Origin of the sequence: Novipirellula rosea, assembly GCF_039541335.1 — a bacterium.
Lineage (GTDB): Bacteria > Planctomycetota > Planctomycetia > Pirellulales > Pirellulaceae > Novipirellula > Novipirellula rosea.
In genome coordinates this window covers 23,112-44,560 of record NZ_BAABGA010000009.1, presented here as the reverse complement: position 1 = coordinate 44,560, position 21,449 = coordinate 23,112, and the positions used below count along the sequence as shown (strand labels likewise).

23 protein-coding genes and 2 pseudogenes are annotated in these 21,449 nt (G+C 55.6%); 6 read left to right on the top strand and 19 right to left on the bottom strand.

Features of this window, described 5'->3' with window-relative positions; genetic code table 11:
- Positions 1-175 precede the first annotated feature (175 nt).
- The 17 genes from ABD971_RS03300 to ABD971_RS03220 all read right to left on the bottom strand — a co-directional run bounded on the left by ABD971_RS03300 (position 176) and on the right by ABD971_RS03220 (position 14,069).
- Entirely contained in the window at positions 176-967 is a 792-nt protein-coding gene (locus tag ABD971_RS03300) for a hypothetical protein (RefSeq protein ID WP_345319374.1), read from the bottom strand.
- Entirely contained in the window at positions 967-4,110 is a 3,144-nt protein-coding gene (locus ABD971_RS03295; RefSeq protein ID WP_345319372.1) for a phage tail tape measure protein, read from the bottom strand. The genes ABD971_RS03300 and ABD971_RS03295 overlap by 1 nt, the downstream gene beginning before the upstream one ends.
- 235 nt (positions 4,111-4,345) lie before the next feature.
- Positions 4,346-4,861: a hypothetical protein gene (locus ABD971_RS03290; RefSeq protein WP_345319370.1), complete on the bottom strand. Its 516-nt coding sequence runs from the start codon at positions 4,859-4,861 to the stop codon at positions 4,346-4,348.
- A gap of 60 nt (positions 4,862-4,921) precedes the next feature.
- The gene (locus tag ABD971_RS03285) at positions 4,922-5,338 is read right to left on the bottom strand and encodes a phage tail tube protein (protein WP_345319368.1); all 417 of its coding nucleotides are present in this window, start codon (positions 5,336-5,338) and stop codon (positions 4,922-4,924) included.
- A gap of 17 nt (positions 5,339-5,355) precedes the next feature.
- Positions 5,356-5,913 (bottom strand): hypothetical protein, encoded by a 558-nt coding sequence (locus ABD971_RS03280; protein ID WP_345319366.1) that lies wholly within the window; start codon positions 5,911-5,913, stop codon positions 5,356-5,358.
- Positions 5,910-6,356 carry a hypothetical protein gene (locus tag ABD971_RS03275; RefSeq protein ID WP_345319364.1) on the bottom strand — a complete coding sequence of 149 codons (447 nt, stop codon included), beginning with the start codon at positions 6,354-6,356 and terminating at the stop codon, positions 5,910-5,912. Before ABD971_RS03275 ends, ABD971_RS03280 begins: the two co-directional genes overlap by 4 nt.
- Positions 6,353-6,724 (bottom strand): hypothetical protein, encoded by a 372-nt coding sequence (locus ABD971_RS03270; RefSeq protein ID WP_486348641.1) that lies wholly within the window; start codon positions 6,722-6,724, stop codon positions 6,353-6,355. The genes ABD971_RS03275 and ABD971_RS03270 overlap by 4 nt, the downstream gene beginning before the upstream one ends.
- A 5-nt stretch (positions 6,725-6,729) precedes the next feature.
- A complete protein-coding gene (locus ABD971_RS03265) occupies positions 6,730-7,023 on the bottom strand; it encodes a hypothetical protein (RefSeq protein WP_345319360.1) in 294 nt (97 codons plus the stop codon).
- A gap of 5 nt (positions 7,024-7,028) precedes the next feature.
- Complete coding sequence (locus tag ABD971_RS03260; protein ID WP_345319358.1) at positions 7,029-8,042, bottom strand: hypothetical protein; 1,014 nt, start codon at positions 8,040-8,042, stop codon at positions 7,029-7,031.
- A complete protein-coding gene (locus ABD971_RS03255) occupies positions 8,039-8,644 on the bottom strand; it encodes a hypothetical protein (protein WP_345319356.1) in 606 nt (201 codons plus the stop codon). Before ABD971_RS03255 ends, ABD971_RS03260 begins: the two co-directional genes overlap by 4 nt.
- 29 nt (positions 8,645-8,673) lie before the next feature.
- Entirely contained in the window at positions 8,674-9,000 is a 327-nt protein-coding gene (locus ABD971_RS03250) for a DUF2190 family protein (protein ID WP_345319354.1), read from the bottom strand.
- A gap of 20 nt (positions 9,001-9,020) precedes the next feature.
- Complete coding sequence (locus ABD971_RS03245) at positions 9,021-9,353, bottom strand: DUF2190 family protein (RefSeq protein ID WP_345319352.1); 333 nt, start codon at positions 9,351-9,353, stop codon at positions 9,021-9,023.
- Positions 9,354-9,415: 62 nt separating this feature from the next.
- A complete protein-coding gene (locus ABD971_RS03240; protein WP_486348640.1) occupies positions 9,416-10,054 on the bottom strand; it encodes a phage major capsid protein in 639 nt (212 codons plus the stop codon).
- 20 nt (positions 10,055-10,074) lie between these two features.
- Positions 10,075-11,760 (bottom strand): recombinase family protein, encoded by a 1,686-nt coding sequence (locus ABD971_RS03235; protein ID WP_345319348.1) that lies wholly within the window; start codon positions 11,758-11,760, stop codon positions 10,075-10,077.
- Positions 11,757-12,191, bottom strand: a complete 435-nt coding sequence (locus tag ABD971_RS03230) for a DUF4314 domain-containing protein (RefSeq protein ID WP_339942161.1) — start codon at positions 12,189-12,191, stop codon at positions 11,757-11,759. The genes ABD971_RS03235 and ABD971_RS03230 overlap by 4 nt, the downstream gene beginning before the upstream one ends.
- 92 nt (positions 12,192-12,283) lie before the next feature.
- Positions 12,284-12,655, bottom strand: a complete 372-nt coding sequence (locus ABD971_RS03225; protein ID WP_339942160.1) for a winged helix-turn-helix domain-containing protein — start codon at positions 12,653-12,655, stop codon at positions 12,284-12,286.
- 154 nt (positions 12,656-12,809) lie between these two features.
- Complete coding sequence (locus ABD971_RS03220) at positions 12,810-14,069, bottom strand: glycosyltransferase family 25 protein (protein ID WP_339942159.1); 1,260 nt, start codon at positions 14,067-14,069, stop codon at positions 12,810-12,812.
- Positions 14,070-14,098: 29 nt separating this feature from the next.
- Here ABD971_RS03220 and ABD971_RS03215 point away from each other — a divergent pair, with 29 nt between their 5' ends.
- Both ABD971_RS03215 and ABD971_RS35995 read left to right on the top strand, forming a co-directional pair.
- Positions 14,099-14,959 (top strand): sulfotransferase domain-containing protein, encoded by an 861-nt coding sequence (locus tag ABD971_RS03215; protein WP_345319345.1) that lies wholly within the window; start codon positions 14,099-14,101, stop codon positions 14,957-14,959.
- 245 nt (positions 14,960-15,204) lie between these two features.
- Positions 15,205-15,351 (top strand): annotated as a pseudogene (locus ABD971_RS35995) (dockerin type I domain-containing protein); the annotation flags it as partial.
- A gap of 170 nt (positions 15,352-15,521) precedes the next feature.
- Here ABD971_RS35995 and ABD971_RS03210 read toward each other — a convergent pair.
- On the bottom strand, positions 15,522-15,704 hold the full coding sequence (locus ABD971_RS03210) for a hypothetical protein (RefSeq protein WP_339942157.1): 183 nt from the start codon (positions 15,702-15,704) through the stop codon (positions 15,522-15,524).
- A gap of 274 nt (positions 15,705-15,978) precedes the next feature.
- On the opposite strand from ABD971_RS03210, the gene ABD971_RS03205 reads away from it, so the two are divergent.
- The 3 genes and pseudogenes from ABD971_RS03205 to ABD971_RS35990 all read left to right on the top strand — a co-directional run.
- On the top strand, positions 15,979-17,226 hold the full coding sequence (locus tag ABD971_RS03205) for a hypothetical protein (RefSeq protein ID WP_345319343.1): 1,248 nt from the start codon (positions 15,979-15,981) through the stop codon (positions 17,224-17,226).
- 193 nt (positions 17,227-17,419) lie between these two features.
- Positions 17,420-17,842, top strand: coding sequence for a hypothetical protein (locus ABD971_RS03200; protein ID WP_339942155.1), 423 nt, complete (start codon positions 17,420-17,422; stop codon positions 17,840-17,842).
- 1,302 nt (positions 17,843-19,144) lie between these two features.
- Positions 19,145-19,279: pseudogene (locus ABD971_RS35990) on the top strand (dockerin type I domain-containing protein); the annotation flags it as partial.
- A 170-nt stretch (positions 19,280-19,449) separates the two neighbouring features.
- Here the strand turns inward: ABD971_RS35990 and ABD971_RS03195 are convergent.
- Positions 19,450-19,626 (bottom strand): hypothetical protein, encoded by a 177-nt coding sequence (locus ABD971_RS03195; RefSeq protein WP_339942268.1) that lies wholly within the window; start codon positions 19,624-19,626, stop codon positions 19,450-19,452.
- Positions 19,627-19,726: 100 nt separating this feature from the next.
- Between ABD971_RS03195 and ABD971_RS03190 the strand changes: the two genes are divergently transcribed.
- The gene (locus ABD971_RS03190; RefSeq protein ID WP_339942267.1) at positions 19,727-21,445 is read left to right on the top strand and encodes an SdrD B-like domain-containing protein; all 1,719 of its coding nucleotides are present in this window, start codon (positions 19,727-19,729) and stop codon (positions 21,443-21,445) included.
- The last annotated feature ends 4 nt before the right edge of the window (positions 21,446-21,449 follow it).

The window sequence follows — 21,449 nt, the reverse complement described above, 5'->3', positions numbered from 1 at the left end:
TCGCTGCCGACGTGTTATGGACGCGGACAGTCGCCGCGTTTCGCACATGTGTGCGGGGACCACCGCCACCAGGCAGGCGGTTGCGATGAGCCGCATCCGCCGCGGCGAGCAACCGGTTGTATTCAGCGGCGGTGATATGGAATGGATCGCCGGGACGGACGCGTCGTGCCATCGTTTACGAAATCCCCAGCACGCCGAAATTACCACCGCGATAAACCTGTTCGACGTAGGCGGCCTCGGGAACCTGCAGCACCCGATCACCCACGACCTTCTCACCGTGTTTAACCCACAAGTAATCCCACCCGTATTTTTCAACACCGCTGATGTTTCCGATGGTCAGGTTTGACTCGTTCGGCCGAGCGGCGAAATGATAGGTGACATCAACCCAGTTGTTCTCGTCCTCGCCTCCTTCGCCACCAAGGAACAATGCTTCGCCGGCAGCGAAAATTGACCAGGGCGACGAGTTGGTTCGCCCGGTCATCGAGACCATCGCCAGTAGATACGCCGTCGAGACGTACTCGAACTTCTTGCGTACCGAAAACTCGAATGCCGGTACAGTGATGTCGACGCCGGCAACGCCTGAATCGCTGACGCCGATCGCTCCGTGGTAGATCGGAGCAATGGCACCCGGCGCTGCGTAGATGCCTCGCGTTTGCAGAGATTGATTTAGGTGGGTCGTCGCACCGGTGGTGCTGAACGAAACAGGATCCAGCTTCGTTTGATTCAGCGTGATACTGACCAGGGCGTGCCGCGCATTGATGTATTCGGCATCGATCTGCAGATGCGGAACTAGGTCATGGTGGTTGGCGTCGTAATAGGAAAAGGCGGCATCGGCTGCGGCAGTTGGGTCGACGTCGCCGTCGTTGGTGGCAACGTAGGCGGCAAAGTCCGAGTGTGACTTGCCTCGCGACGCTTTCTCGGAAAGAGCCGCGGTATCAAATTGGTAACCTCCCGAATTGAAACTCATCAGCTGAACACCAAGCCTCCCGACTGGGAGCGTTCAACGAGTCGCCGCGTGTTTTCAGCGGTCGCGATGATTGCTCGCTTCATGTCGTCGGTGATGCCGTCGCCTGAAGAGGCGGGCAATCGCAAGGCGGAGGTTGTGCCCGATATCGCTGCGTCGAATTCGCTTAGCGACTGACGCACCAAAGCAAGAGCTTCGTTAACGGCAGCGATATCCAGCATTGGCTGTTCGATTGCCAACTCAGGTATTTCGGGATCAACCGGCTCGGGGACGTTCACGGGGACCGCGGCATCGGCCTTCTCAGGAATCTCCAATTTAGGAGCGACGATCACTTCGCCAGCGTCCTCGACTGGTTCTAACCGGAGCTGCTCAAGTTTCCCGGCGCCGCTTCCGAGCCCCAGCCCGAGCGTCTCAAAATCACCGGCGGCAGCGGTCTGTGCTGGATCAGACTCTGGACCTGACGAAAAACGATCCAGCGAATCCTTGGCATCAGGATCGAGACCGAGTTTTAAGTCTTTGGGTTTCGGAGGCTGAAGCTCAGGATCATCGATGCCGGGCAAATCGACTTTGGGAATATCGACTGCGCCAGGTTCGGGCATCTTCGCCGGAACTGCCAGTGGTTGCGGAGGGACCCCTTCATCTGACTTAGATTCAGCATCCGACGGCGCCGTTGCACTGTTGGCCCGATCCACCGCGGCATCGAATTCAGCCTGTGCGGTTTTGATTTGATCTTCGCGATTCTTACTGCGATCATCCGCAGTGGGACGCCCTGCTTCTCGTGCCGCTTTCGCATCGGCTCGCATCTGGTCGAGCGTACTTTGCACGCCCGTGGTCGCGTCGTCGATGATCTGTTGACGCTTTGTCTGCGCAGCGTCGTTGCTGCGAAACTGTTGCTCCTTGGATTGGTCGACAACAGCGTTCTTTGCATCGGTCTCTGCGTCGATCGCCCGGATGGCGGCGTCGATGTCCTGACCTTCGCGAGCTTTCCTACGTGCAGCGAGCTGGTCGGCGATGCCTTTCTGCATCTCGACACGGTTCGCTTCGATTTGATGCTTGCGTTTTGCTCGACGTTGTTGCCGCTGGATAATCGCTTGCTGGCGCTGTTGATCTTCGGCGGCATCGGCCGCACGCGTGTCAGCATCAATCTTGGCCATTTCGACGTCGACATTGATGTCATCGTCGAATAGTGCTTTGAGTTTAATCCATGCCTTCTTGAGAAAGCCAACGGTTGAATTCCACATCGACTTCACTTGGCCCACAAACACCGTCCAGGTGTCGGCAAGGTAGTCAACGGTTTCGACCCAGGCATTCTCAACTCCGGCCAATGCGTTGATGAGCACGCCACCAATTTGCACCGATACGTCGCCGGCGATGTCGACGAGTTCGTGCAGCTTAAGGAATCCCTTCTTGAGGAACCCAATAGTGTTGTTCCAGCCTTTCTGCACGGCAGACGTGAGGATCGTCCAACCGTCGGCCATGAATCCTAGCGTGCTGTTCCACACGCTGGCGAGTCCCGACAACGCACCGATCAGCACGTCGCCAATGGCGTAGGCGGAATCCGCCCAGACGTCGGAAATGTATTGAGTGAATTCGGCCCATTTGGCTTGTAGAAACGTGGTGCCTTTTACCCACTGCAATTTCAGGTAGGACCAAAGCACATCGGCCGCCGCGGTAATGTCACCGGCCGCCAGCGCGTTTGCGATTGCACCGAAGGCGGCAAGCGTATCCGCTTTGAGGACTTCGAAGACGCTGCCGAGATACTCGATCGCTTGGCCAGCGATGCCGGTCGAATAGAGAAAGTAGGCACCGAGGGCTGCGACCGCGGCAACAACTAGGCCCAGTGGCGTGAATAACATGCCGACGGCTGAGACGATGACGCCAATGGCGCCCCCGATAAAAGAAAAGATCGTGGCGAGTCCGCCGACGGCGAATGAGGCAGCAGCAGCAAACGAACCGAGGGCGAATAGTGCAGCACCGATCGTGAAGATCGCCACAGCACTTGCGGCAGCAATCTTAACGATCTTCTGGTTCTTGTTGATCCACTCGATGACGCCGGATCCCGCTCGGCTGAACGCTTTGACCATGCTGGTGACGCTGCCCTCGAGCGATTCGCCGATCGCGATGGCGACGCCTTCGATCGAGGATTTTAGAATGCGGAATGCTCCACCGAGTCCGCCTTCCATCTCCTCGGATGTTTTGGCAGCGATCCCGCCGGCATTTTGAAGTTCCTGGTAAAGCTTTCGGGTATCAGCTACAGATTTGCCGATTGAACTGGCAGCGGTGATTCCCAGCAGTCCGAAGACTTCGTTGAGTTTTTCCGCTTTTTCGGCCGTTCCCATGTTCTCCGTGGCAGCGGCAACTTCGCCGAGGATGTCGACCAGCGACCGTGCGTTACCCCGAGCGTCTTTGGTTGCCACGCCGAAGACCGCTTGAAACTTCTCGGATTCAGCTGCACTGATGGTGAGCAACCGACGCATCGCATTACCGGCCGACGAACCCTGAATGCCCATGTTGCCGAGCGTGCCAAGAATTGCCAGCGTCTCTTCAAGACTCATGTTGGCATCGGCGGCGACGGGGCCGGCGTACGACAATGCTTCGCCGAGCGATTCCACTGTATTGAACGACTTGTTGGCCGCTGCAGTCAGTCCGTCGGCAACGCGAGTGGCATCACCGGCTTCCATGCTGAATTGGCGGATCGTTGCCGCCATAATGCCGGACGCTTGGGTTGCGTCGGTACCGGTTGCTCGGGCCATGTTCATCACGGCGGCGGTCATCCGCTCGATCTGTTCGGGCTTGAAACCGGCGCGTCCGAGTTCGGTCATCAGCGAGGCGACTTCGCTAGCGGAGTAGCTGGTTGTGGCTCCCAGTTTCTTGGCCGTATTGCGAAGCGACTCAAGCTGCGTTTCAGTCGCCTGAGTAATGGCGGCGACACCTCGCATGGCGTCGTCGAAGTTTGAAAAGATGGCGACGCTGCCGGCTAGAGGGGCTGCGGCGGCGGTGCCAAGCCCCATCAACTTGGTCCCGAGCAATCGCGTCGATTGGCCGAACGACTGTAGTCGCTTCTGAGCTGATCGCAGACCTTTGACGAACGCTGCATCCTTGGTCAGCAGTTCGACGTAGGCGGCTCCGGCTCGGACTTGGGACATGAATCAGAAGGTCCAAGAGAGGCGACGGACGGGTGAAACGCTGCCCCCAAGAGACTGGCGACCTGGCGAACGGTAGCTCGCGCCGGAACGGGCTTGGTCGCCGTGTAGGGGTTGAAATCGTCGGGCTTGAACGGTTTGCGACGACGGCGGCGATCGCGGTTGATTTCGGCGGTCAGTGCCATAACACTCGACGCGATGTTCCAGTCATGCCGGCGCCGAGCGTCGGCCATCTGCATCAGCTGGCGGAGGGTGAGTGGTCCGGGGTCGACTCCGACGATGCCAGCGAGTTCGACGACGATGCGTTCAACGTCGGCACCCCGAGTTTCCGCTCGAGGTCGTTGAGAAGCGTGTCCACCAGCTTCGGATCGTCCAGCCGGCGTTCGATCGCTTCCAATCCCCGAGTTTCGATCAACCGTTGTTTGTCGGCCGCCTTCCGAAGAAGACGGCGGCGGGACTCCGGGAAGTACGCGACCAAAGCATCGACAACCGCCTTACAGGCTTCGTCGATTGCGTCGCCGGCCAGTCCCTCAGCGAACGCTTCGTCGTCCACGTCCTGTTGGTCCGCTTGCGGTTTGCAGATTGCGAATAGGACGTCGCCTAACAACAGCGGGTCGCTGGACAACTGCGTGATCAGATCGCCATCAATGACATCAAGCAAGCGAACGTCGGTAAGTGCTTTCACACGGCGAAGCGTGGTGTTGTCGATATCGACGATCCAAACGCGGCCACGTCGATCAATGAATTTTTGCATAGGAAGCTAGAAGTGGTGAGCAGCTTGTAGCGAGAAAGCGAGACGAATTAACGCCTGCGTTTATGTTCCGCTACCGACAGGGACGTTGATACCGTTACCAGTCGAGGACTGGGTTGGCTTAAGCGTCACGTCGGCAGAAACAACCTCTTCGAGATTTTGGTTAACGTTGAAGGTCATGACTTCGCAGGTCAGTGTCAGTGAACCGCCGGCGTCACTGATGTCGACGTCGCAGGGCGTGCCACTGCTCCAGAGCGTCTGAAGCATCGAGAACGAGGTGTCGCCATTTTTGTTGAGGACCGTGAACTCGATCGAGGCATCCTTGAGTGTGCCCACGGTGGCTCGCCAACCGTTGTTGTCACGAGTGCTCGCATCCGCTTCAGCTTTTTCGAGGTTGACCGTCAAGTCTTTGACGTTCTTGATTTCGGCACCGTCGATGGTGAGCACCGCGTCGAGACCGAGAACTACTTCTGCTGACATATTGACCTTCTCTCGATTTACTTGACGGAATCACGCCAGAACTTGGGTAGACGTGATTGGTTGGCTTGCAGGGCCGGTTTCATGAATGGACGCTTGGGATAACGTCGTGGTTTATTTGCACCACGGCGTTCGTTTTCTTCTTCAACCAACCGTGTGGCACGATTGGCCTGGGCGGCGGTTTGCAGAAGGGTGCGAACAAACTTGCCGAGTGCTGTCACGCGGATCGGGCCGTGCTGGCCAACCCGGAAGCGGTGACGCTTCAGTTTGCGTCGCTTTGTGACAACACCGCCGAACTCGTGTAGGTTCCACAGGCGACCAGCGATTTCGTTGACCGGTCCGATCACCGCCTCATCGCGGTCCCGATCCACCTCGTAGCGAATCACGCGGCGAAGCATGCCGGTCTGCGTATGTGGCGGCGAACCGGGACTCGACGGCTTCTTCCGTTTACGGATCGATCGCTTCGCGGTTATTCGAATGGTCGCGGCAGCATGACCAAGCGATCGAAAATTGGCGGTTTGAACTTTCTTCTGGACTTTCGCTTGATCGAAACGAACCCGCGTCCGAATCTGGATCACTTCGCGAGCTCAAACGTCAACGTCAGCAAACTCGTGAATTGATTGAACTGCGTCCAGTGTTCGGTGGAGTACAGAACAGCGTTTTCCACTTTCACACACCGAGCGGCGACGAAAGAGTTGAGCCGTTTCAGTCGGAAGTAATCGGCCAGTTCTTCGACGAAGAACACAAGCGGGTCGATTTCTTTGGCATCGCCCTTGCTGAACTTCTTCTGAATCGCCACATCAATCGTCGCGTGAAACTTGTTGCTGACTCGATCGAGCGGCAAGTATTCGACCTCGCGTGGCACCACGGTAACTCGCAGCTCCTTCATGTCTTCGAGATCGAAGTTGGGAACATAGAGTCGTTGTGCTGTGAGGTTCTTTTTGCTGAAGTCTCCGGCGTTGATTTCCGCCACGACGCTGTCAGCAATTTGAATGACCGTTGCTGGTGTCGTTGTTGTCATGTGATCGTGTCGACCAATTTGGTGTGAATGCGAAGTTTGACGCGGAAAGGGTCGCTGTAACGCCAGGGCGGTTCGTTTCCAATCGACATCAGCTCGTACACGAACGTCGTATCGCCGTCGATTTCCAAGATGCGATCACCGCGGCGAGGCCAGGTACCGATGTCGGACTGCAACAGATCCTTCGTGTTGATCAGAAAGTCACGAACCTGGGCACGGGTGATGATTCCCTCGCCGTCGTCTTGTTCGTATTCCGACTTGCCGATCGTCGCCGCTAGCTCAGCGGATAATTCTTCACGCTGATAGACAACGGTTCGCGATGCGTGCTTGGTCAGCTTTTCCGCTAACCAAGACTGGCCTCGCTGGAGCATATCGCTCACGACTTACTACTCGCCCGCGAATTAGTGGGGCGTTTCGACTGCAGCAACGCAGCTGCTTTCTCGCCAAGTTCGTCACGCCATGCTTCATTTGCACGACGTTGATACTCATCCGAGATCGCCTCGGCTTCTTCGTGCAACTGTTGCTGCCGAAAATTGAGTTGGCGTGAGAACGGATGAAGCGGACTGTTTCCTCCGCCCAGTGCGTTCCCGCCTCCGTCACGTTTCTTATTCGGCAGCAATGCCACGGCGAGGAGTACCAGTACGACTACGGTTGCGATTCCTAGAATCATGAGCTTTACATGCCTCGCTTGATGAGAATGAATCCGAGTAGGATGATGGCGACAACGATCAGGGCGAGCGTTGCCAATTCGCCGGCCCCGGCCCAGATCAGGGCGTTGCGACCGCCAAGATCGCGGTCAAATAGCCGGTCACGGTCGACGTCGCGGTCTCGGTCGAATGGACGCCAGTTATCGTTTGGTTCAACGGGACAGTATCCGTCGGGACAGTCTTGTGAGGAGAGCTGCAGCGTTGGCGAGATCGCATCGTCCCAAGAATAGCCGCGGGTTTTGAGAGCACCGGTCCGCTGAGCTTGACGGGTTTGTTGATAAAGTTCGTACCCGTGTCGCAGATCGTCGTAAAGTTCGGCGGCGGTCGAGGGGAGCATCGTGTGTCCCGCCGCATGAACGTGTCCCCCATTTGCGTCCTGGAACAGCACCACCGGGAACTGATTGACCGGCACGATCTCTTCAAATCGAGTCCGATAGAGGGCGTTGCCCGACGTGTAGACCTGAAATTCGCAAACTGACTTGAGTCTTGTCAGCTGTTTGTCGCGGTTGAACCAATCCAAAAGCCGCTGACTCTTCGCATCGCTACCAACGAAGAGAGCAATTTGATATTGCTTCCGAGCGGGTGCCGGCTTGGAGCTAGATGCAGGAGGTACCACAATCGGCGCCGGAACGGTCAAAGTGGCTGGCGACGAAGCTGGCGTTACGTGGTACGGACGCACTGTCGGCGCGGTTGGCATTAATCGCGATGGCTGGGACGTCGGAGGACAAGGGAGACACGGCTGAGCAGATTGTTGCTTCAGCTCGCCCTGAGCACCAAGATTGACTCGCTGTGGTTCCTGCAGCTTTTCAATCTGGCCGGTCGGAGGTGCAACCGGTCTGGCCGGAGGCAACTTCCATGAAGACTCTTGCGGTACAGGCGTCGGGGAATGCAATGCGGTAAACACTGCTGCCAGCAGTACAGCATGGATGACCGCAACGGCGATCAGTCCCACGCTTAGTCGAATTTGAATTTCGTCTTTCACTCGATGACCTCGTAACTTGGATAAGGCAAAGAACTGGCGGGGTCTTCCAAAACGGTCAACGCGAAGCCGCCATAACCCGCCCATAAGCGAACGAACTGCTCACGTGGCGTCAGTTCAAACCGTCCGGGATAGTTGTTGTCGAGAATCGCTGCGTACTGACGCCCGTCTCGGTTGACCCAACCGACGAAGGTGCAGCAGTGAGCTGGCTTCCACCACAGAATTGCCCCACGCCGAGTTGCCGTAGCCCAATCAAGAAAACGTGGGTCGGCTTTGACGGTGTAGCTGTAATCGGTATCCGCCGCATCAAGTCGACTTCGCAATCGCGAGTCCCACTCGCCATCGCTGTAGGTCGCCCGCCAACGTTCGCCGAGTTCGAACAGGTTCAGCCAGCGAAGGTGATTGACCAGCGACGCATGGACGCAGCTGCCCTGATTCAGACCGCCAGTCCAGTTACGTTGATGAAGCTGCGAGGGCAGATTCGCAACCGGCTGTTCCGCTGGCGGTGCAGGAAGCGGCTTGACTTGCACCGGTCGGTCCGGCAAACATCCTGTGGCAAACAGGAGCAGTCCGGCGGCGATAAATGCACGCAGAAATCCTTTCACGTGGTTTTCCTCTTCAAGATGAACGGGATTTACTGCGTCAGCAGGACGCGAACAATGGAGCTGCCCGGAATCGCGGGCCGGATCGCTTTGCCAAGCAGCGGGTGACCGCCACTCGTCTTGACCACATGCCAGCTGGCGGTGGACCAATAAAGCCGAGTGCCAACGTCGATGTTGGTCGACGGGTCTTTCAGCACGTCAAAGATGCCGCGGACTGAGAGGGCGCCGGTCCGGCCGGCTGCAACGAAAAATTTGCTGATTCCAACAAGTTCTCCCAGCACAACGATCGAACCAGCGGGCACATCATCCGCGGGAACGAAATCAATAGTCGAACCGTCGTGCAGGAAAGTTGAGGGCATCGCGAGTCAACATCCTTTCCTTATTGGCTCAGACGCACACGCACGTTGTCATCGTCGGCGGCTGCGGCGAGCACCGCTTTGCCGAGCAACTTGTTTCCGGTAGCCGTCGTCTGTGGCTCGTTGCTTCCGTCGACATAGACTTTCTGACCGACCGTAAATGCGACGGCACTGGCTGGCGTCTTCGGAACGTCAAAAACGCCTTCGACGGCGATAGCGCCGAGCGTGTCGGCTTTGATTGCTCGCTTAGTGATGCCGACGAGATCGCCTTGCACCACGATTTCACCCATTGCAAGATCGGCGTCAGGCGTGTGATCGATCGCCGATCCGTCATAAACGAACTCTGCTGAAGACATGAAAACCTCAAATGGAAGTGAATTGGTTGGTTGTTAGGAAAGGTAGATGCCTATCCCTCAGCTCACGCTTCGCCGGTGACTTTCACGGCGGCGCGGTGGTCTTGAGAATTCACACCAAAGTCGATGTAGCTGCGGAAGCCCATGCCGAGCGTGTTCGGCGGCATTTCGACTCGCTCGATAACCGGCGTGCGGCGTCCATTGAGGAACACGATCTCAAACGCCGGCAGCACGTTGGGGTTGGCGAACAGATACCACGCGGTGCCGCTCGCGCCGGTGTAGTACGAATCCGACAGGTGAGGCGTACTGATGATCCGGTACTTATTGCGGTGCGGGTTATCGACCGGGATTTTGGTCGGCGAACCCTGAGCATCGATCATCAATTGAGACGAGCCCATCAGCAGTTCAGCTTCGGTTTCAAGCTCCACTGGAACTACCAAGTACTCGGGCCGAATATTGATCGGCTTTTGGTCTTTTGGCTTCCCGCCAGGGCCGGCCTTTTGCTTGCGGAAGGTCGTCTTGGCGACGGTCAAAGCATCGGGACCGAACTTGGTGTCGGCACCTGTGAGCAGGTTCGCGTTGCCTGAGGAGAAGAAGCCCGCGTTCTTCAGCAGCAACGTGAAGAACAGATCGTCGATCGACTCGGCGCCGGAGCGTCCCATTTGGCGTGGGATGTCCATGAACGCTGACAAGTCGTCGTTGATGATGTCATGTCGCGTCAGCGTCAGGATCTGGCCGTACGTGTCGGCCTTGTTACTGAATTTCTGGTCGTAGAACTAGCCAGTAGGCGCAAGCTGCCACCAAGGCGAATTGTGCCGCGTTGGAAACGCCATTTGCGTGGGCCACCATCGGTCCAATAGAGCGTGATCTCTTCGATCACGGACGCCAGTGCGGCCCGTAGCGACCGTGGATCGGCCAGGGCGAACGTTTCTCGCAAGCTCCTGAGTTCGGCCGCGACGCGGGCAGCCTCGCGGTCTGGTGAGCCCGACGGGTTTCGCGAGGACGCTTGCATTTGTTCTTCGAGGGACCGGCGCTGCGATCGCCAATCGGCCAGCATGCGGGAGGCGTCTTCGAGGTTTTCGCCATCGAGCAGCATTAGCCGCTCGACGCCTTTGGCGATGTTCGTTTCGAGTTCGGCGATTCGCTTGCGTAGCGATTTCGTGTCGTGCGTTTTTGTTGCCGATGCCTTCAATCGTCGAGCGATTGCCGATTGAATCTGCCCCTTGATGTCGGGCGTGTTTATCAGGCCGACGATCTTGCCGATCACCAACGGTTCGAGTTGGTCCTTGCGGATCGAATAGCAATGTTCACTCTGGCCCGCGCCTGTCGATGTTCGAGCCCCATAATATTGAACGTTGGTTCCGACCGAGGCTCGTCGACCACACATGCGATCGCCGGAGTTGCCGCAGGTGACCAAACCCGAAAGCAGATAGTCGCTTTCTCGAGTTCGGCCCTTCGGTCGTTTGCGGGCGTCGAGCTTTTTCTGGACGCGATCAAACGTCTTCTTGTTGATGATCGCCGGATGGGCGTTCTTGATGACAACCGGTTCGTTCCCACCGAGCGCACCATCGCCGACTCGGTTGAACCGTCCCTGCGGGTTCGCCCCGTAAATCATCGTGCCGATGTAAACCGGGTTTCGTAGAACGACGCGAACCGATTGGCATTGCCAATCGATACCGCTTCGCGTCTTGATGCCGCGGCGGTTTAGGTCGTTGGCGATCGATCGGCTATTGGCATCCGTGTTGGCGTAGGCGTCGAACATCCATTTGACCGTCTCGACTTCATGCTCGGCTTCCGAAGGAGCCAGTTTAGCTTTCCAGCCTTTGGGTTTAGCGAACCGAGCATTTCCGACCACGCGATGCATTTCGTTTCCGGCCTCGTCGAAGTAGACGCGATCGTAGCCGTAGGGCGATCTGCGTTTGCCATAGCCGTCGCGGGCCTGCTTGAGCATGCCTCGCATGACGTTGTTCGATAGGCTGACCAGGAATTGGTTTTTGCCTTCTTGAGTGATCTGGTAGATCATTCGGCCCGCGAAGTCGTCCCAGTTGATCCGGCCTTGGACGACGCAGATCAATTCAACGCCCGCTCGGCGTAGCGGCGAAATCCATTCGCCCGCCTCGATCGAATCGAAACGGCCGAAGCGGTCTTGGTCCCAGCACAGAATCGCTCGGAAGTCGCTCAGGCGTTTGACGTCGTCGATCATCTGCAGGAACTGCTTTCGCTTGAGCGTCTTGACGCCCGAGATCGCATGGTCCTCGTACCAGCGGACGATCTTGTATCCATGCTTCTCGGCGAGCTTCAAAATCTCGTCGCGTTGTTGCTCGGGGCTTTCCTCCTGCTTGTCGCTCGACATGCGGATGTAGCCAACGGCCGAATCCAGGGCTTTCGATTTCGGTTTGCGTTTGCTCATCGGTTCGCCTCCGTTTCGATTTCGATCTCGTCGTGTGGAATGGAAAGCATCAACGATCGGCCGTTGTCCCAGTCGACATCAACCTGCGTCCAATCGCCATGCGGATGGATACCAACGACCGTCCCGCGTTGGCCTACGGGAATGGGATCGGGATCGTCGGCCATACGGATCAACCGAATTCGATCGCCCATCTTCAATCGCGAAACGGTTTCTTCGCCAAGCACGCGTTGGTGAAATTGCCAGAGATCGATCTCGTCATCCGTAGCCAGACGAACGGTTCGGATTTCGATTGGGATGTCTCGGCCGTGTTTGGCCCGTAGGTCGGCGTACAACGCATACAGGGCGTTTTGGCCCAACGATGCGGCTTCGGATTCGTCGGCCGCGTCAACTAGAACGTAGCGGGCCAGGGTTGCGACGTAAAATGTCTTCATGGTTTGGTCCTCTTGGAATGTGCGAAATCGAGACACCGCGAAGGCGTGAAAAAGGCCTTCGCGGTGGGCGGTGGCGGTTCGGTCGGTACGCGTTAGGCGTTGGTGAACCGGCCGGGCGCTGCCTTCTTGAAGCGGGCGTCGGTGCCCTTTCGCAGGTCGCGGAGGATCGCGGCGTAAAGCGTCGCGTCGGGTGTCTTTCCGCCTGGGGAAGTCCAAAGCTTTTGTTTCGCCATCGCTTCGACCATCTCTTTGCAAGACATGGGTTTGCGGGCCTTTTTCAAAACCGCCAAAGCCGCGTCGATCTGCGACATCTTCTTGTTGGCGGTTTTCGTCGCGGCCGGTTTCTTCGCCGTGGTCGTCTTGGCGGTCTTGGTCGCGGGCTGCTTCTTGGCGGCCGGCTTCTTTGCCGAAGCATTCTTGGCGGGGGCGGTCTTGGTCGTGCTGGTGGTCTTCTTCGTCGCCATGTTTGTGTTCCCGTTGTTGGGCGTTTCGAGGTTCCCCGTTGGCCACGGTAGCCAACGGGACCACACAGTTACCTCTGGTTCGGAAACACATCCAGCTCTGTCTGGCCACAATTCCAGAAACCTTTTCGGGTGGAAAACGCCCTGTGATTTTGCGTCAAACGCTTCGGCAAAGAGAGATCGCCATTTGCTTCGCCGTGGCAACATCGGCGGGTTTGAATTCCCAATCAACCAGGGCAACCAACCGTTGCACCAATTGTTCAGGGTCATCGAAGTCCACCCTTTCGATGCGATGTACTTCCGCCTCGGACGCTAACTCGTTGATCGCTGATTCAACCTGACGATCGTGAACCGCTTCAATACCAATGCGTTCATCGTCGCCGGCAACTGCGATGAAAGTTGTTTCAGGCCAAGCTGCCTGAACGTCTTGGTGCAGCAATGCGAGTTTTCGCTGCGTCGCTCCGATCGGCGTTTCATTCTTTGCCGCTTTCCAACGTCGATCAGCCCACAGGCGAAGACGTGCAATTCGAAACTCACGGTCGTTCGCCAGATGCCACCCCTGCCCCGTGACAAGATGATTGCAAACGGAATCGAAACCCGGGGCACAATAGGAATCCGGTGCGTCAGCAATGGACTCCGGCGGCCTTGCGGTCCCGAAAGAGATCCCGAGTCGATGAAGGATTGCCGAGATAATCATCCTTCGATGATGAGTGCAGCCGACTACCGCAACGACCGGGTGATCGATACGCAAATCGTAGAACGACCGCGCATCCGGGAAAAAGTTTGCGTCAAGGTGTTTCTGTTTGATGTTGCTAAACCCAGCTTCTTGTCCGATCAGCCAGCGATCAGGACAGTACAAACCGCCATCGAACTCCGCGTGTAATTCACCGAAGCGGTGATCGACGTGATGCTTCTCGCCCCAAGCATCACGATCATACAAATGAGCGGCGACCATTTGCATTGCAGTGGCACCGCTGAATGCGTAAGCGTGGCTACGATGCGCATTGAACGGCCGGTACACATGCTCGCTTATTCGAATCGGCAGTCCCTGTTCGCGCTGAATGTGTTGACCACCGAGATAGACCCACTGCCAATCGATAGGGAGTTCGCGTTCGAATATTTTAAAGAGCGTGCTGAATTCGGCATGGCAGAATGCATCGTCCTCCATCACCAACAGTGATTGGACTCCGTCGCTGATCGCCTGCTCAATTACGCACTGATGCGAACGGAAGCAACCCCAGGCGGCATCGCCTGCAACCCACCAAGGCGGACAAGGGAGTCGCGAACCATCAAAAGCCGAGAAACGCTCCGGTTTTGGAAAAGGCCAATCGGCAGGCAAAGCCTGATAGAATCGTGCCAACCGCTGGCTATCGCGATCGAGGTTTATCACGACTGCTCGTTCAATCCTCATTTTCATCGATTCGTTCCTCTCCGATCTCTGCACCCATGAAATCACTTGTTTGGCTTGCATCTTATCCGAAGTCCGGCAATACCTGGATGCGTTTGCTGTTCGCGGCGTATCAGAAGTCGCCCGACGACGAGAACTTTGAACTGAGCGATGCTTACCACGCCACGATGTCGGAGTCCCGCCGGCAGGCCTTCGAGCGTATTGCCGGCAAAACTGATCTGACAAATCAAGAGATCGATGAATTACGCGAAGCCGTTCAAATCGATTTGTCCAACCGCATTCGTCCGCCGGTCTTGATCAAGACGCACAACGCCCGCGTTCAGCACAACGGTTTCCCGATTATCCGTCGTGAGTTGACGCTCGGTGCAATTTACATCGTTCGCAACCCGCTCGACGTGGTTGACTCGGTGGCCGACCACTGGGGCGTCGACCATGATCGTGCGATCGCGATGATGAACGATCGAAAATTGACCATTGGCGGGCCAAAGCAGGATTTGGTCACGCAGTACCTTGAATCGTGGAGCGGGCATGTGACGTCGTGGATCGACCAGAGGGCCTTTCCCGTTCACGTCGTCTGCTACGAAGACCTGCTGGCCCGCACCGAAATCACTTTCCGCAATGTCTTGACCTTTCTGGGTTGGGATCCGGACCTCGAGCGAATCGAACGTGCGATCGCGGAGACCGATTTTCGTCGTTTGCAGAAGCGAGAAAAGGAAGCCGGTTTTGGCGAACGCAGCAAAAAAAGCACTAGCGGGACGTTTTTTCGAAGCGGAAAAGCGGAGCGTTGGCGAGAAACGCTGACTGAGTCGCAAATTGCCCAAATTGTCACAACCCACGAAAGTGTCATGCGGAGATTTGGGTATTGGTCACCCGAGATCGCACCAACTGCTAGCAATTGAGTCAGTCGCATTGCGTCTTTCACGAAAAATCTGCGGGAACTTTTTGTACGCCCCGCGTATCTCATTCAGAACCGAGAATCCGCACACTCGCACCTTGATCCGGGGGGATCATTTTGGCCAATCGCTCATCGTCAGCAAACCGCACGCGGTCCCGCAAACGCCGTCTTCGCGTCGAAACGTTGCAATCCCGGCGTTTGTTCGCCGCTGACCTTGCCGTTGCGACCGCAACCGCGACGCCGACAAACGTGGCCCGCGAAATCCGACCGGACGTCAACGGCGATGGCTTCGTCTCGCCGGTCGACGTTTTGCAAGTCATCAACGTCCTGGCTGACAGCACGCGGTTCGAGGACAACCCGTATGCCGACGCCAATCAGGATGGCGAGGTTACGGTGGACGATGTGGATGCCGTGTTCGGTTCAATGGGCACCGAGACCGAACCCCGCCTTGGCGTTCTGAACTACACGCCGGAACGATTTGAGCCGCAGTCGTCGTCCTTCGCACCGATGGCATCCGCGTTCAGCTATTTACCGTCGAGCAGTAACTACGGAACTTCCAGTTCCAGCTATTCGCCGAGTTCATCAGGTTCGTCATCGAGTTCGACATCAACTGGTACGTCGACATCGACGTCCACAAGCACACCCACATCGACAAGTACGTCAACGTCGACAAGCACCAGCACATCGACAAGCACTCCGACGTCGACGCACACCTGCACATCAACGCATACCTCGACTTCCACCTGCACCTACACATCGACTTCTACTTCGACGAGTACATCCACGCCAACCGGAACGTCGACATCAACGAGCACCTCCACCTCTAGCCCGACGGGAACCTCGACCAGTACACCAACCTCAACTTCAACTTACACATCTAGTCCGACGACGACTTCCGGCGGCGGCTATGAAGCCCCTGTCGTAACTTCGATGTTTTATCGCGGGAGCGACGATAGCGTTGTAATTGGCATTAGCGAAGGGCAGCAACTGAAAGTTGTTGGAAGGGTAACATACAATGCACCCGTGTCATTTGTTCCAGTAACTATTTGGGTTGATACTGACTTTGATGGTGCAAAGGATTCGTCCGAACTCGTTACAGTGTCCGCTTCTCGTGACATTAGCGAGGCTAACGTATTTAACTTCCATCGTTGGGTGTACATTGTCGATGACGGGCCAGTTGGTGGCAATCTTACCAATGCCGATTGGATGAAAACGTCGGCCACACCGCAGCAGGGTAGCGAGTACAATTCGGGAATCATTGTTCTAAACGTCGCGCCAGAGTGGGTTCAACATCCAAAACTCACGACAAGTTTCAATGAATTCGGCGTGATCACTTCAGCTTTTTTGTCAGGCCAATTCGACGACGCCGGCATGCTTGATGCTCATGCAGTTCAGGTCCTCGTCAATGGTGAGCAGCGAGTGTACCAAGAGTATGCCCCTGGGCTTTCGGCGTTCACGCTCAACGTTGGGATGCTTACTCCTGGAGATGGCGACAAAATTACAGTCAACCTGTACGACGACGATCGAGGTATCACGAGCTTTTACATCAGCCTTGGATCGATCGTGTCAAAATCGTTCATAGCTAATGTGTACACCGCCAGTGGAGTTGGCTCTGTCTCATCGGCGTTCTCTACCGTAGATGGTGGGGATGAGGCAGCCAGTGCGGCGACATTGCGGCTTCAAGGCTTCGGAGCGACGACGTTCCTGCAATTTGGTGAAAACCCAGGATCTCCGTATAGCAACGGCGACTTCCGTCTTTACAGTCGAGATAACTACGCTGTCGGATTTGATGGAACGAAAGTCCAATATTTCGAACACATTGATTCAAGGCTCAACGCTGGTTACGAGTTTGGTGTGTTCCAAGGAGAAATCGATGACCGCGACCGGTACAAAACATTAATTGATGATACGTCTGGAGAAATGGGCGTACTAGTCCATGGGCGGCCGGACCCATTCTTGGAAGATGGATTCGATCAGGTAATGACGCGAACGTCTAGCGACATTTGGTTCAAGCTAGATGTTGGTTTCTCAATGCAGAACAACTTTGCCAAGTTCTCTCTTCTAGATACGGATTCAAGCGCGTTTCCGAGCAATCGCGTTTGGATCGATGGTGGATTGGTCTCAAACTACCAGCAAAGCACCTTGGTGAAGCTGTGGCAAAGTAGTCCGAGCTTGGGCAATCAATATGTCGTGGGTCGTTCCGAGCTAGGCGTTTTTGAGCGACAGTACGACCTGATCACAGGGGAATACTGGATCCCTGTGGAGGACTGAGCGATGCCGATAGCGGGATGGGGGCAGCAGTCTCGTAGACAGTTCCTGTTCTTCGGCTATAGGCAAATGACATTTGACATTTCCGAGCGTTTTTCGCTGTTTGGCATTTTCAACAATTATTTTGGGGGCGAGTGGATCTGCTTTTTCCGCGGGTGTGCCCTGCAAGTGCTTTGGCTTTGTACTAGAGAATTTTATGTTGTTCCCGTTTGCCGCATTTTTCTTTGTGCCTTTCCTGGTGACTGTGTACTGGTATCGGCAGGCTGGCTCTCTGCCCTTTCTTTTGGTTGCAAGCTTGGTTCACCCGGTTGTCACAGCTGGGATATTTGCGATGTTTGTTTCGTGGGAGGGAAGACTCAAATTTGGCGAAGGCGGTCCGGAATTCATGCAGAGCTTCGTACCAACATTTCTTGTGTTCGGGGTTTATGCAGTAGTAATTGCTTTCCCACTTTCAGTTCTCGTTTCACTTGCTGCGGCAAAAAAGAAAGAAAAGGAATTTGACGCGTCAGACTCGCAACCTCAAGATTCCCTTGCTATTAAAATAATCGGCATCGCGAGCGTGTCATCTTTGTTTTCGGCTTTCGCCGCCTCGTCGCTTCTGTTGTATCTGAGCAACTGAATGACCATGCGAGTTGCCTCAAAGTGAAGTGAGATTCTGGCAATCGTTTTGAATCGCGATCTAGACGGCGATGGGAGTATCACAAACGAAGCGAATCAGACTCGTGACTATAAGTACGAGACCGTGCAGCGGCAGCAGCCTGGAATCAAGGATGTTGACTACTTTTTCAAAGAGTGGGGTACATGATGACAGATTGCGAATTGGTAAGGGCGCAAGTGCGTGCCATCGCGATTTCAATCGGTTTAAATTTTAAATATTGTTTTCGTCAACAATCTTCTTGCAAACGAATCGAATCCGCGAGAGTTCAGCTTAAAGATTACAGTTTTTTTGGAAAATGAGAATGGTGCCAACGGTACGACGGATTGCTCGCCCCTGCCGAATGTGTTTATCTACGCACCGAACACGCGACAAGCCGCCAGAAAAAATCGGTTGTCTGAATTTCATCGAGTTGGGTTTAGTGACTGGCTTGCAAAGAGGGCGGAAGCGACAGTTGAAACTCGGAAAACACACCGATTCCAGATACAGGATGGGAGAGTCAGCCCGTCTCGAGTGGCTGGACGCACAACTGATACCTGGATCATCCCCAAAACAGTCGATGAAAGCCTTTGGGTACAAGGTATAAGCAATCCACCGTGGACAGCACCGTCCAATACCGAGGTGCACCGCGTTCTTACCCGCCCAGAACCCACGACGATAAAGGTTATGCCTACGACTGGGAATGCTCAGCCTGCCTATATCCTGGTTCTCGATCATCCAGTGGCTCAGGTTACGAATCGGGATGGCGCAGTCGTCTTCGATGCGCTGCCTGTTGGTGTCGACATACCATTAATGGTCTCAGCCCCACAGATGTCCGGTTTTTCAATCCACTCCAAGGCAGACGGGGTGGAGGTCCAAGGTTCCAGAATTGTTGTGTACTCCGCTGACGCTGGTCGCAAAGAGCTTGATCTTTTCATAACAAATTTGAATGAGTGATTATCGATCGCCTACGTTCACGCCACTGTTTCTCATGGATTACCGCCCTAGGGCTTAATTGCTAGCAATTGAGTCAGTCGAATTGTACCTCCGGACAAAAATTCTGCGGGAACTTTCTGCGTCCTCCGCGTGTCTCATTCAGAACCGAGAATCCGCACACTCGCACCTTGATCCGGGGGGATCATTTTGGCCAATTGCTCATCGACCGCAAATCGCACGCGGTCCCGCAAACGCCGCCTCCGCGTTGAAACGCTGCAATCGCGGCGTTTATTCGCCGCTGACCTCGCTGTTGCCACGGCGACCGCCACGCCAACGAACCTTGCTCGTGAAGTGCGTCCGGACGTTAACGGTGATGGATTTGTCTCGCCGGTCGACGTTCTGCAGGTTATCAACGTCCTGGCGGACAGCACGCGGCTTGAGGACAATCCGTATGCGGATGCCAATCAGGATGGCGAAGTCACCGTCGACGATGTGGATGCCGTGTTCGGTTCAATGGGCACCGAGACCGAACCCCGCCTTGGTGTTCTGAACTACACGCAGGAACGGTTCGACTCGCAATCGGTCGCCACGGCACCGATGTCTTCGGCGTTCAGCTATTCGCCGTCGAGCAGCAACTACGGTACCTCGAGTTCCAGCTACTCGCCGAGTTCATCAGGTTCGTCATCGAGTTCGACATCAACTGGTACATCGACGTCCACCAGCACGCCGACTTCGACCAGCACTAGCACATCGACTTCGACGAGCACGTCGACGTCGACCAGCACCCCAACATCGACGCACACTTGCACATCGACGCATACTTCGACAGCCACCTGCACTCATACGTCCACCTCGACAAGCACGTCCACTCCGACAGGAACATCGACGTCAACCAGTACGTCAACGTCCACGAGCCAACCCGAAACGGGCAGCATCAGCAATTGGGCGTGGTTGGATGCAAACGGCGACGGAATTCAGTCATCTGGCGAACAAGGCGTCGAAGATGTTCTCGTAACGCTGTACCAGTGGAACGGCAGCAGTTGGACGTACTTGGACCACGAAGAGACCGATGCAGGCGGGAACTACAGCTTCGACGACCTGTACGAGGGTGAGTACGGCGTAGCGTTCTCCGCCCCTGTTGGCTACGGATTCACCATCCAACATGCTCATTACGATCACGACATCGATAGCGATGCACCGTGGTACACGCTGTACTTGGAAGAGGGTGAGGACCGCGATGACGTGGATGCGGGGCTCGTCTACGCTTCCTGTCAGCCTAGCGGTGCAGGCTATTATTTCGTGTCAACGACCTGTGAACCAGAAATCTCGATCGACTTAGACACGGATTCCGACAACGACGCAACACTCCAGCGGTCAGCGACGGAAGACGCTATTGAAGAGGGTGGCCACGGGCCAAACAAGGACGGAAAACGAATTTTCTTAAACAGCGATGATGATGACCGTGACTCGATTGCTGATTACAAAACAGTGGGAAACCCACGGGTCGCGGACGAGAATGATCTTGCGAAAGTAATATTGGACATTGATGGAAATGTCGAAAATTACCACACACTCGTGTTGCATGTTGGGCAGGGTCTACGGGCTTGGGGAACCGCAGAGCGGCAGCACATGCTTGGAACAAACAAATCGACAGGCACAATTGAATGGAACCTGAACGATCCGCATCCGAACACCATTTATATCGAAGGTGTTGCTCTTGGGGGAGCTTCACTTAGAGCGGAAGTTTGGGGGATAGGGCACCCAGCCATTTCGGTAGATACGGTTCATTTCAATGTCGAGCCAATGGTTTACCCATCGCTGGAGCAAATTGACGGCAACTGGTTTGAGAAGCCGTCCACACAGTGGAGTGGTCTGGTAGCTGCAGACACTTGGATACTTGATAAAACCTTAGAGGATTTTATCAAGGATCGTAGTTCCTCCGGCGTTCCTGTCGCCGACCAGGGGAAGTTTACCACGCCCGTTCCCGATTACGATTCTGATGGAAACGGTTCACTTGACGCAGCTCAGAAATGGGATGGCGCAGGTTCAATTTGGGACTCATTTAGCACGAAAGGTTACGCCAATGGGTTCGAACTAGAAGCGAACTACGTTTTCGATCGGTCTCGCGGGGACGGAACACACGGTTATGTCCAGGCATACCGCGGGACAGGCGCGTCAATCGGTCGCCGGTTAAGTTTTGTCGGAAATAGCGGAGTAAAATTCGGAAATGGAGAAATAGAGGCAGCGATAATTGACAACGATGCCTTTGATTCGATGGCGGGTGGGCTAGAAGTCGCAAACTTCAATGGGGAGACAGTCACCGGAACCCCTTACTACGAGGAACCGTTGAATAAGCTCATGACAGGCGTGAGGTACGGTGGCAGCTACGATGACATGACCGATACCGGCAAAGTCACCCCTTTAAATTCCAGCGCGTATCACTCAACTCACGAAAGCAATCTTGCACGAGCCAACAGTCGCATTGCGGTTCGAGCCCAACGACTAGCTCCGAGTCTTTTTAGAATATCTGTCTCAATAAACGGTGTGTTGACATACGAGGAAGATCGGCAAATGACTGTTGACAGGTTCCGCTTGCAGTCTCACTGGGGAAGTGGCCTCGACTTCTCCAGCCTCACGATCAAGTCGCTCTAGCTTG

Coding starts and splice junctions, on each gene's coding strand:
- ABD971_RS03215 (WP_345319345.1), top strand. CDS start 14,099: ATGAAATCACTTGTTTGGCTTGCATCTTATCCGAAGTCCGGCAATACC.
- ABD971_RS03220 (WP_339942159.1), bottom strand. CDS start 14,069: ATGAAAATGAGGATTGAACGAGCAGTCGTGATAAACCTCGATCGCGAT.
- ABD971_RS03230 (WP_339942161.1), bottom strand. CDS start 12,191: ATGAAGACATTTTACGTCGCAACCCTGGCCCGCTACGTTCTAGTTGAC.
- ABD971_RS03295 (WP_345319372.1), bottom strand. CDS start 4,110: ATGTCCCAAGTCCGAGCCGGAGCCGCCTACGTCGAACTGCTGACCAAG.
- ABD971_RS03200 (WP_339942155.1), top strand. CDS start 17,420: ATGTTGTTCCCGTTTGCCGCATTTTTCTTTGTGCCTTTCCTGGTGACT.
- ABD971_RS03265 (WP_345319360.1), bottom strand. CDS start 7,023: ATGATTCTAGGAATCGCAACCGTAGTCGTACTGGTACTCCTCGCCGTG.
- ABD971_RS03285 (WP_345319368.1), bottom strand. CDS start 5,338: ATGTCAGCAGAAGTAGTTCTCGGTCTCGACGCGGTGCTCACCATCGAC.
- ABD971_RS03300 (WP_345319374.1), bottom strand. CDS start 967: ATGAGTTTCAATTCGGGAGGTTACCAATTTGATACCGCGGCTCTTTCC.
- ABD971_RS03275 (WP_345319364.1), bottom strand. CDS start 6,356: ATGACAACAACGACACCAGCAACGGTCATTCAAATTGCTGACAGCGTC.
- ABD971_RS03270 (WP_486348641.1), bottom strand. CDS start 6,724: ATGCTCCAGCGAGGCCAGTCTTGGTTAGCGGAAAAGCTGACCAAGCAC.
- ABD971_RS03225 (WP_339942160.1), bottom strand. CDS start 12,655: ATGGCGACGAAGAAGACCACCAGCACGACCAAGACCGCCCCCGCCAAG.
- ABD971_RS03290 (WP_345319370.1), bottom strand. CDS start 4,861: ATGCAAAAATTCATTGATCGACGTGGCCGCGTTTGGATCGTCGATATC.
- ABD971_RS03245 (WP_345319352.1), bottom strand. CDS start 9,353: ATGTCTTCAGCAGAGTTCGTTTATGACGGATCGGCGATCGATCACACG.
- ABD971_RS03250 (WP_345319354.1), bottom strand. CDS start 9,000: ATGCCCTCAACTTTCCTGCACGACGGTTCGACTATTGATTTCGTTCCC.
- ABD971_RS03235 (WP_345319348.1), bottom strand. CDS start 11,760: ATGAGCAAACGCAAACCGAAATCGAAAGCCCTGGATTCGGCCGTTGGC.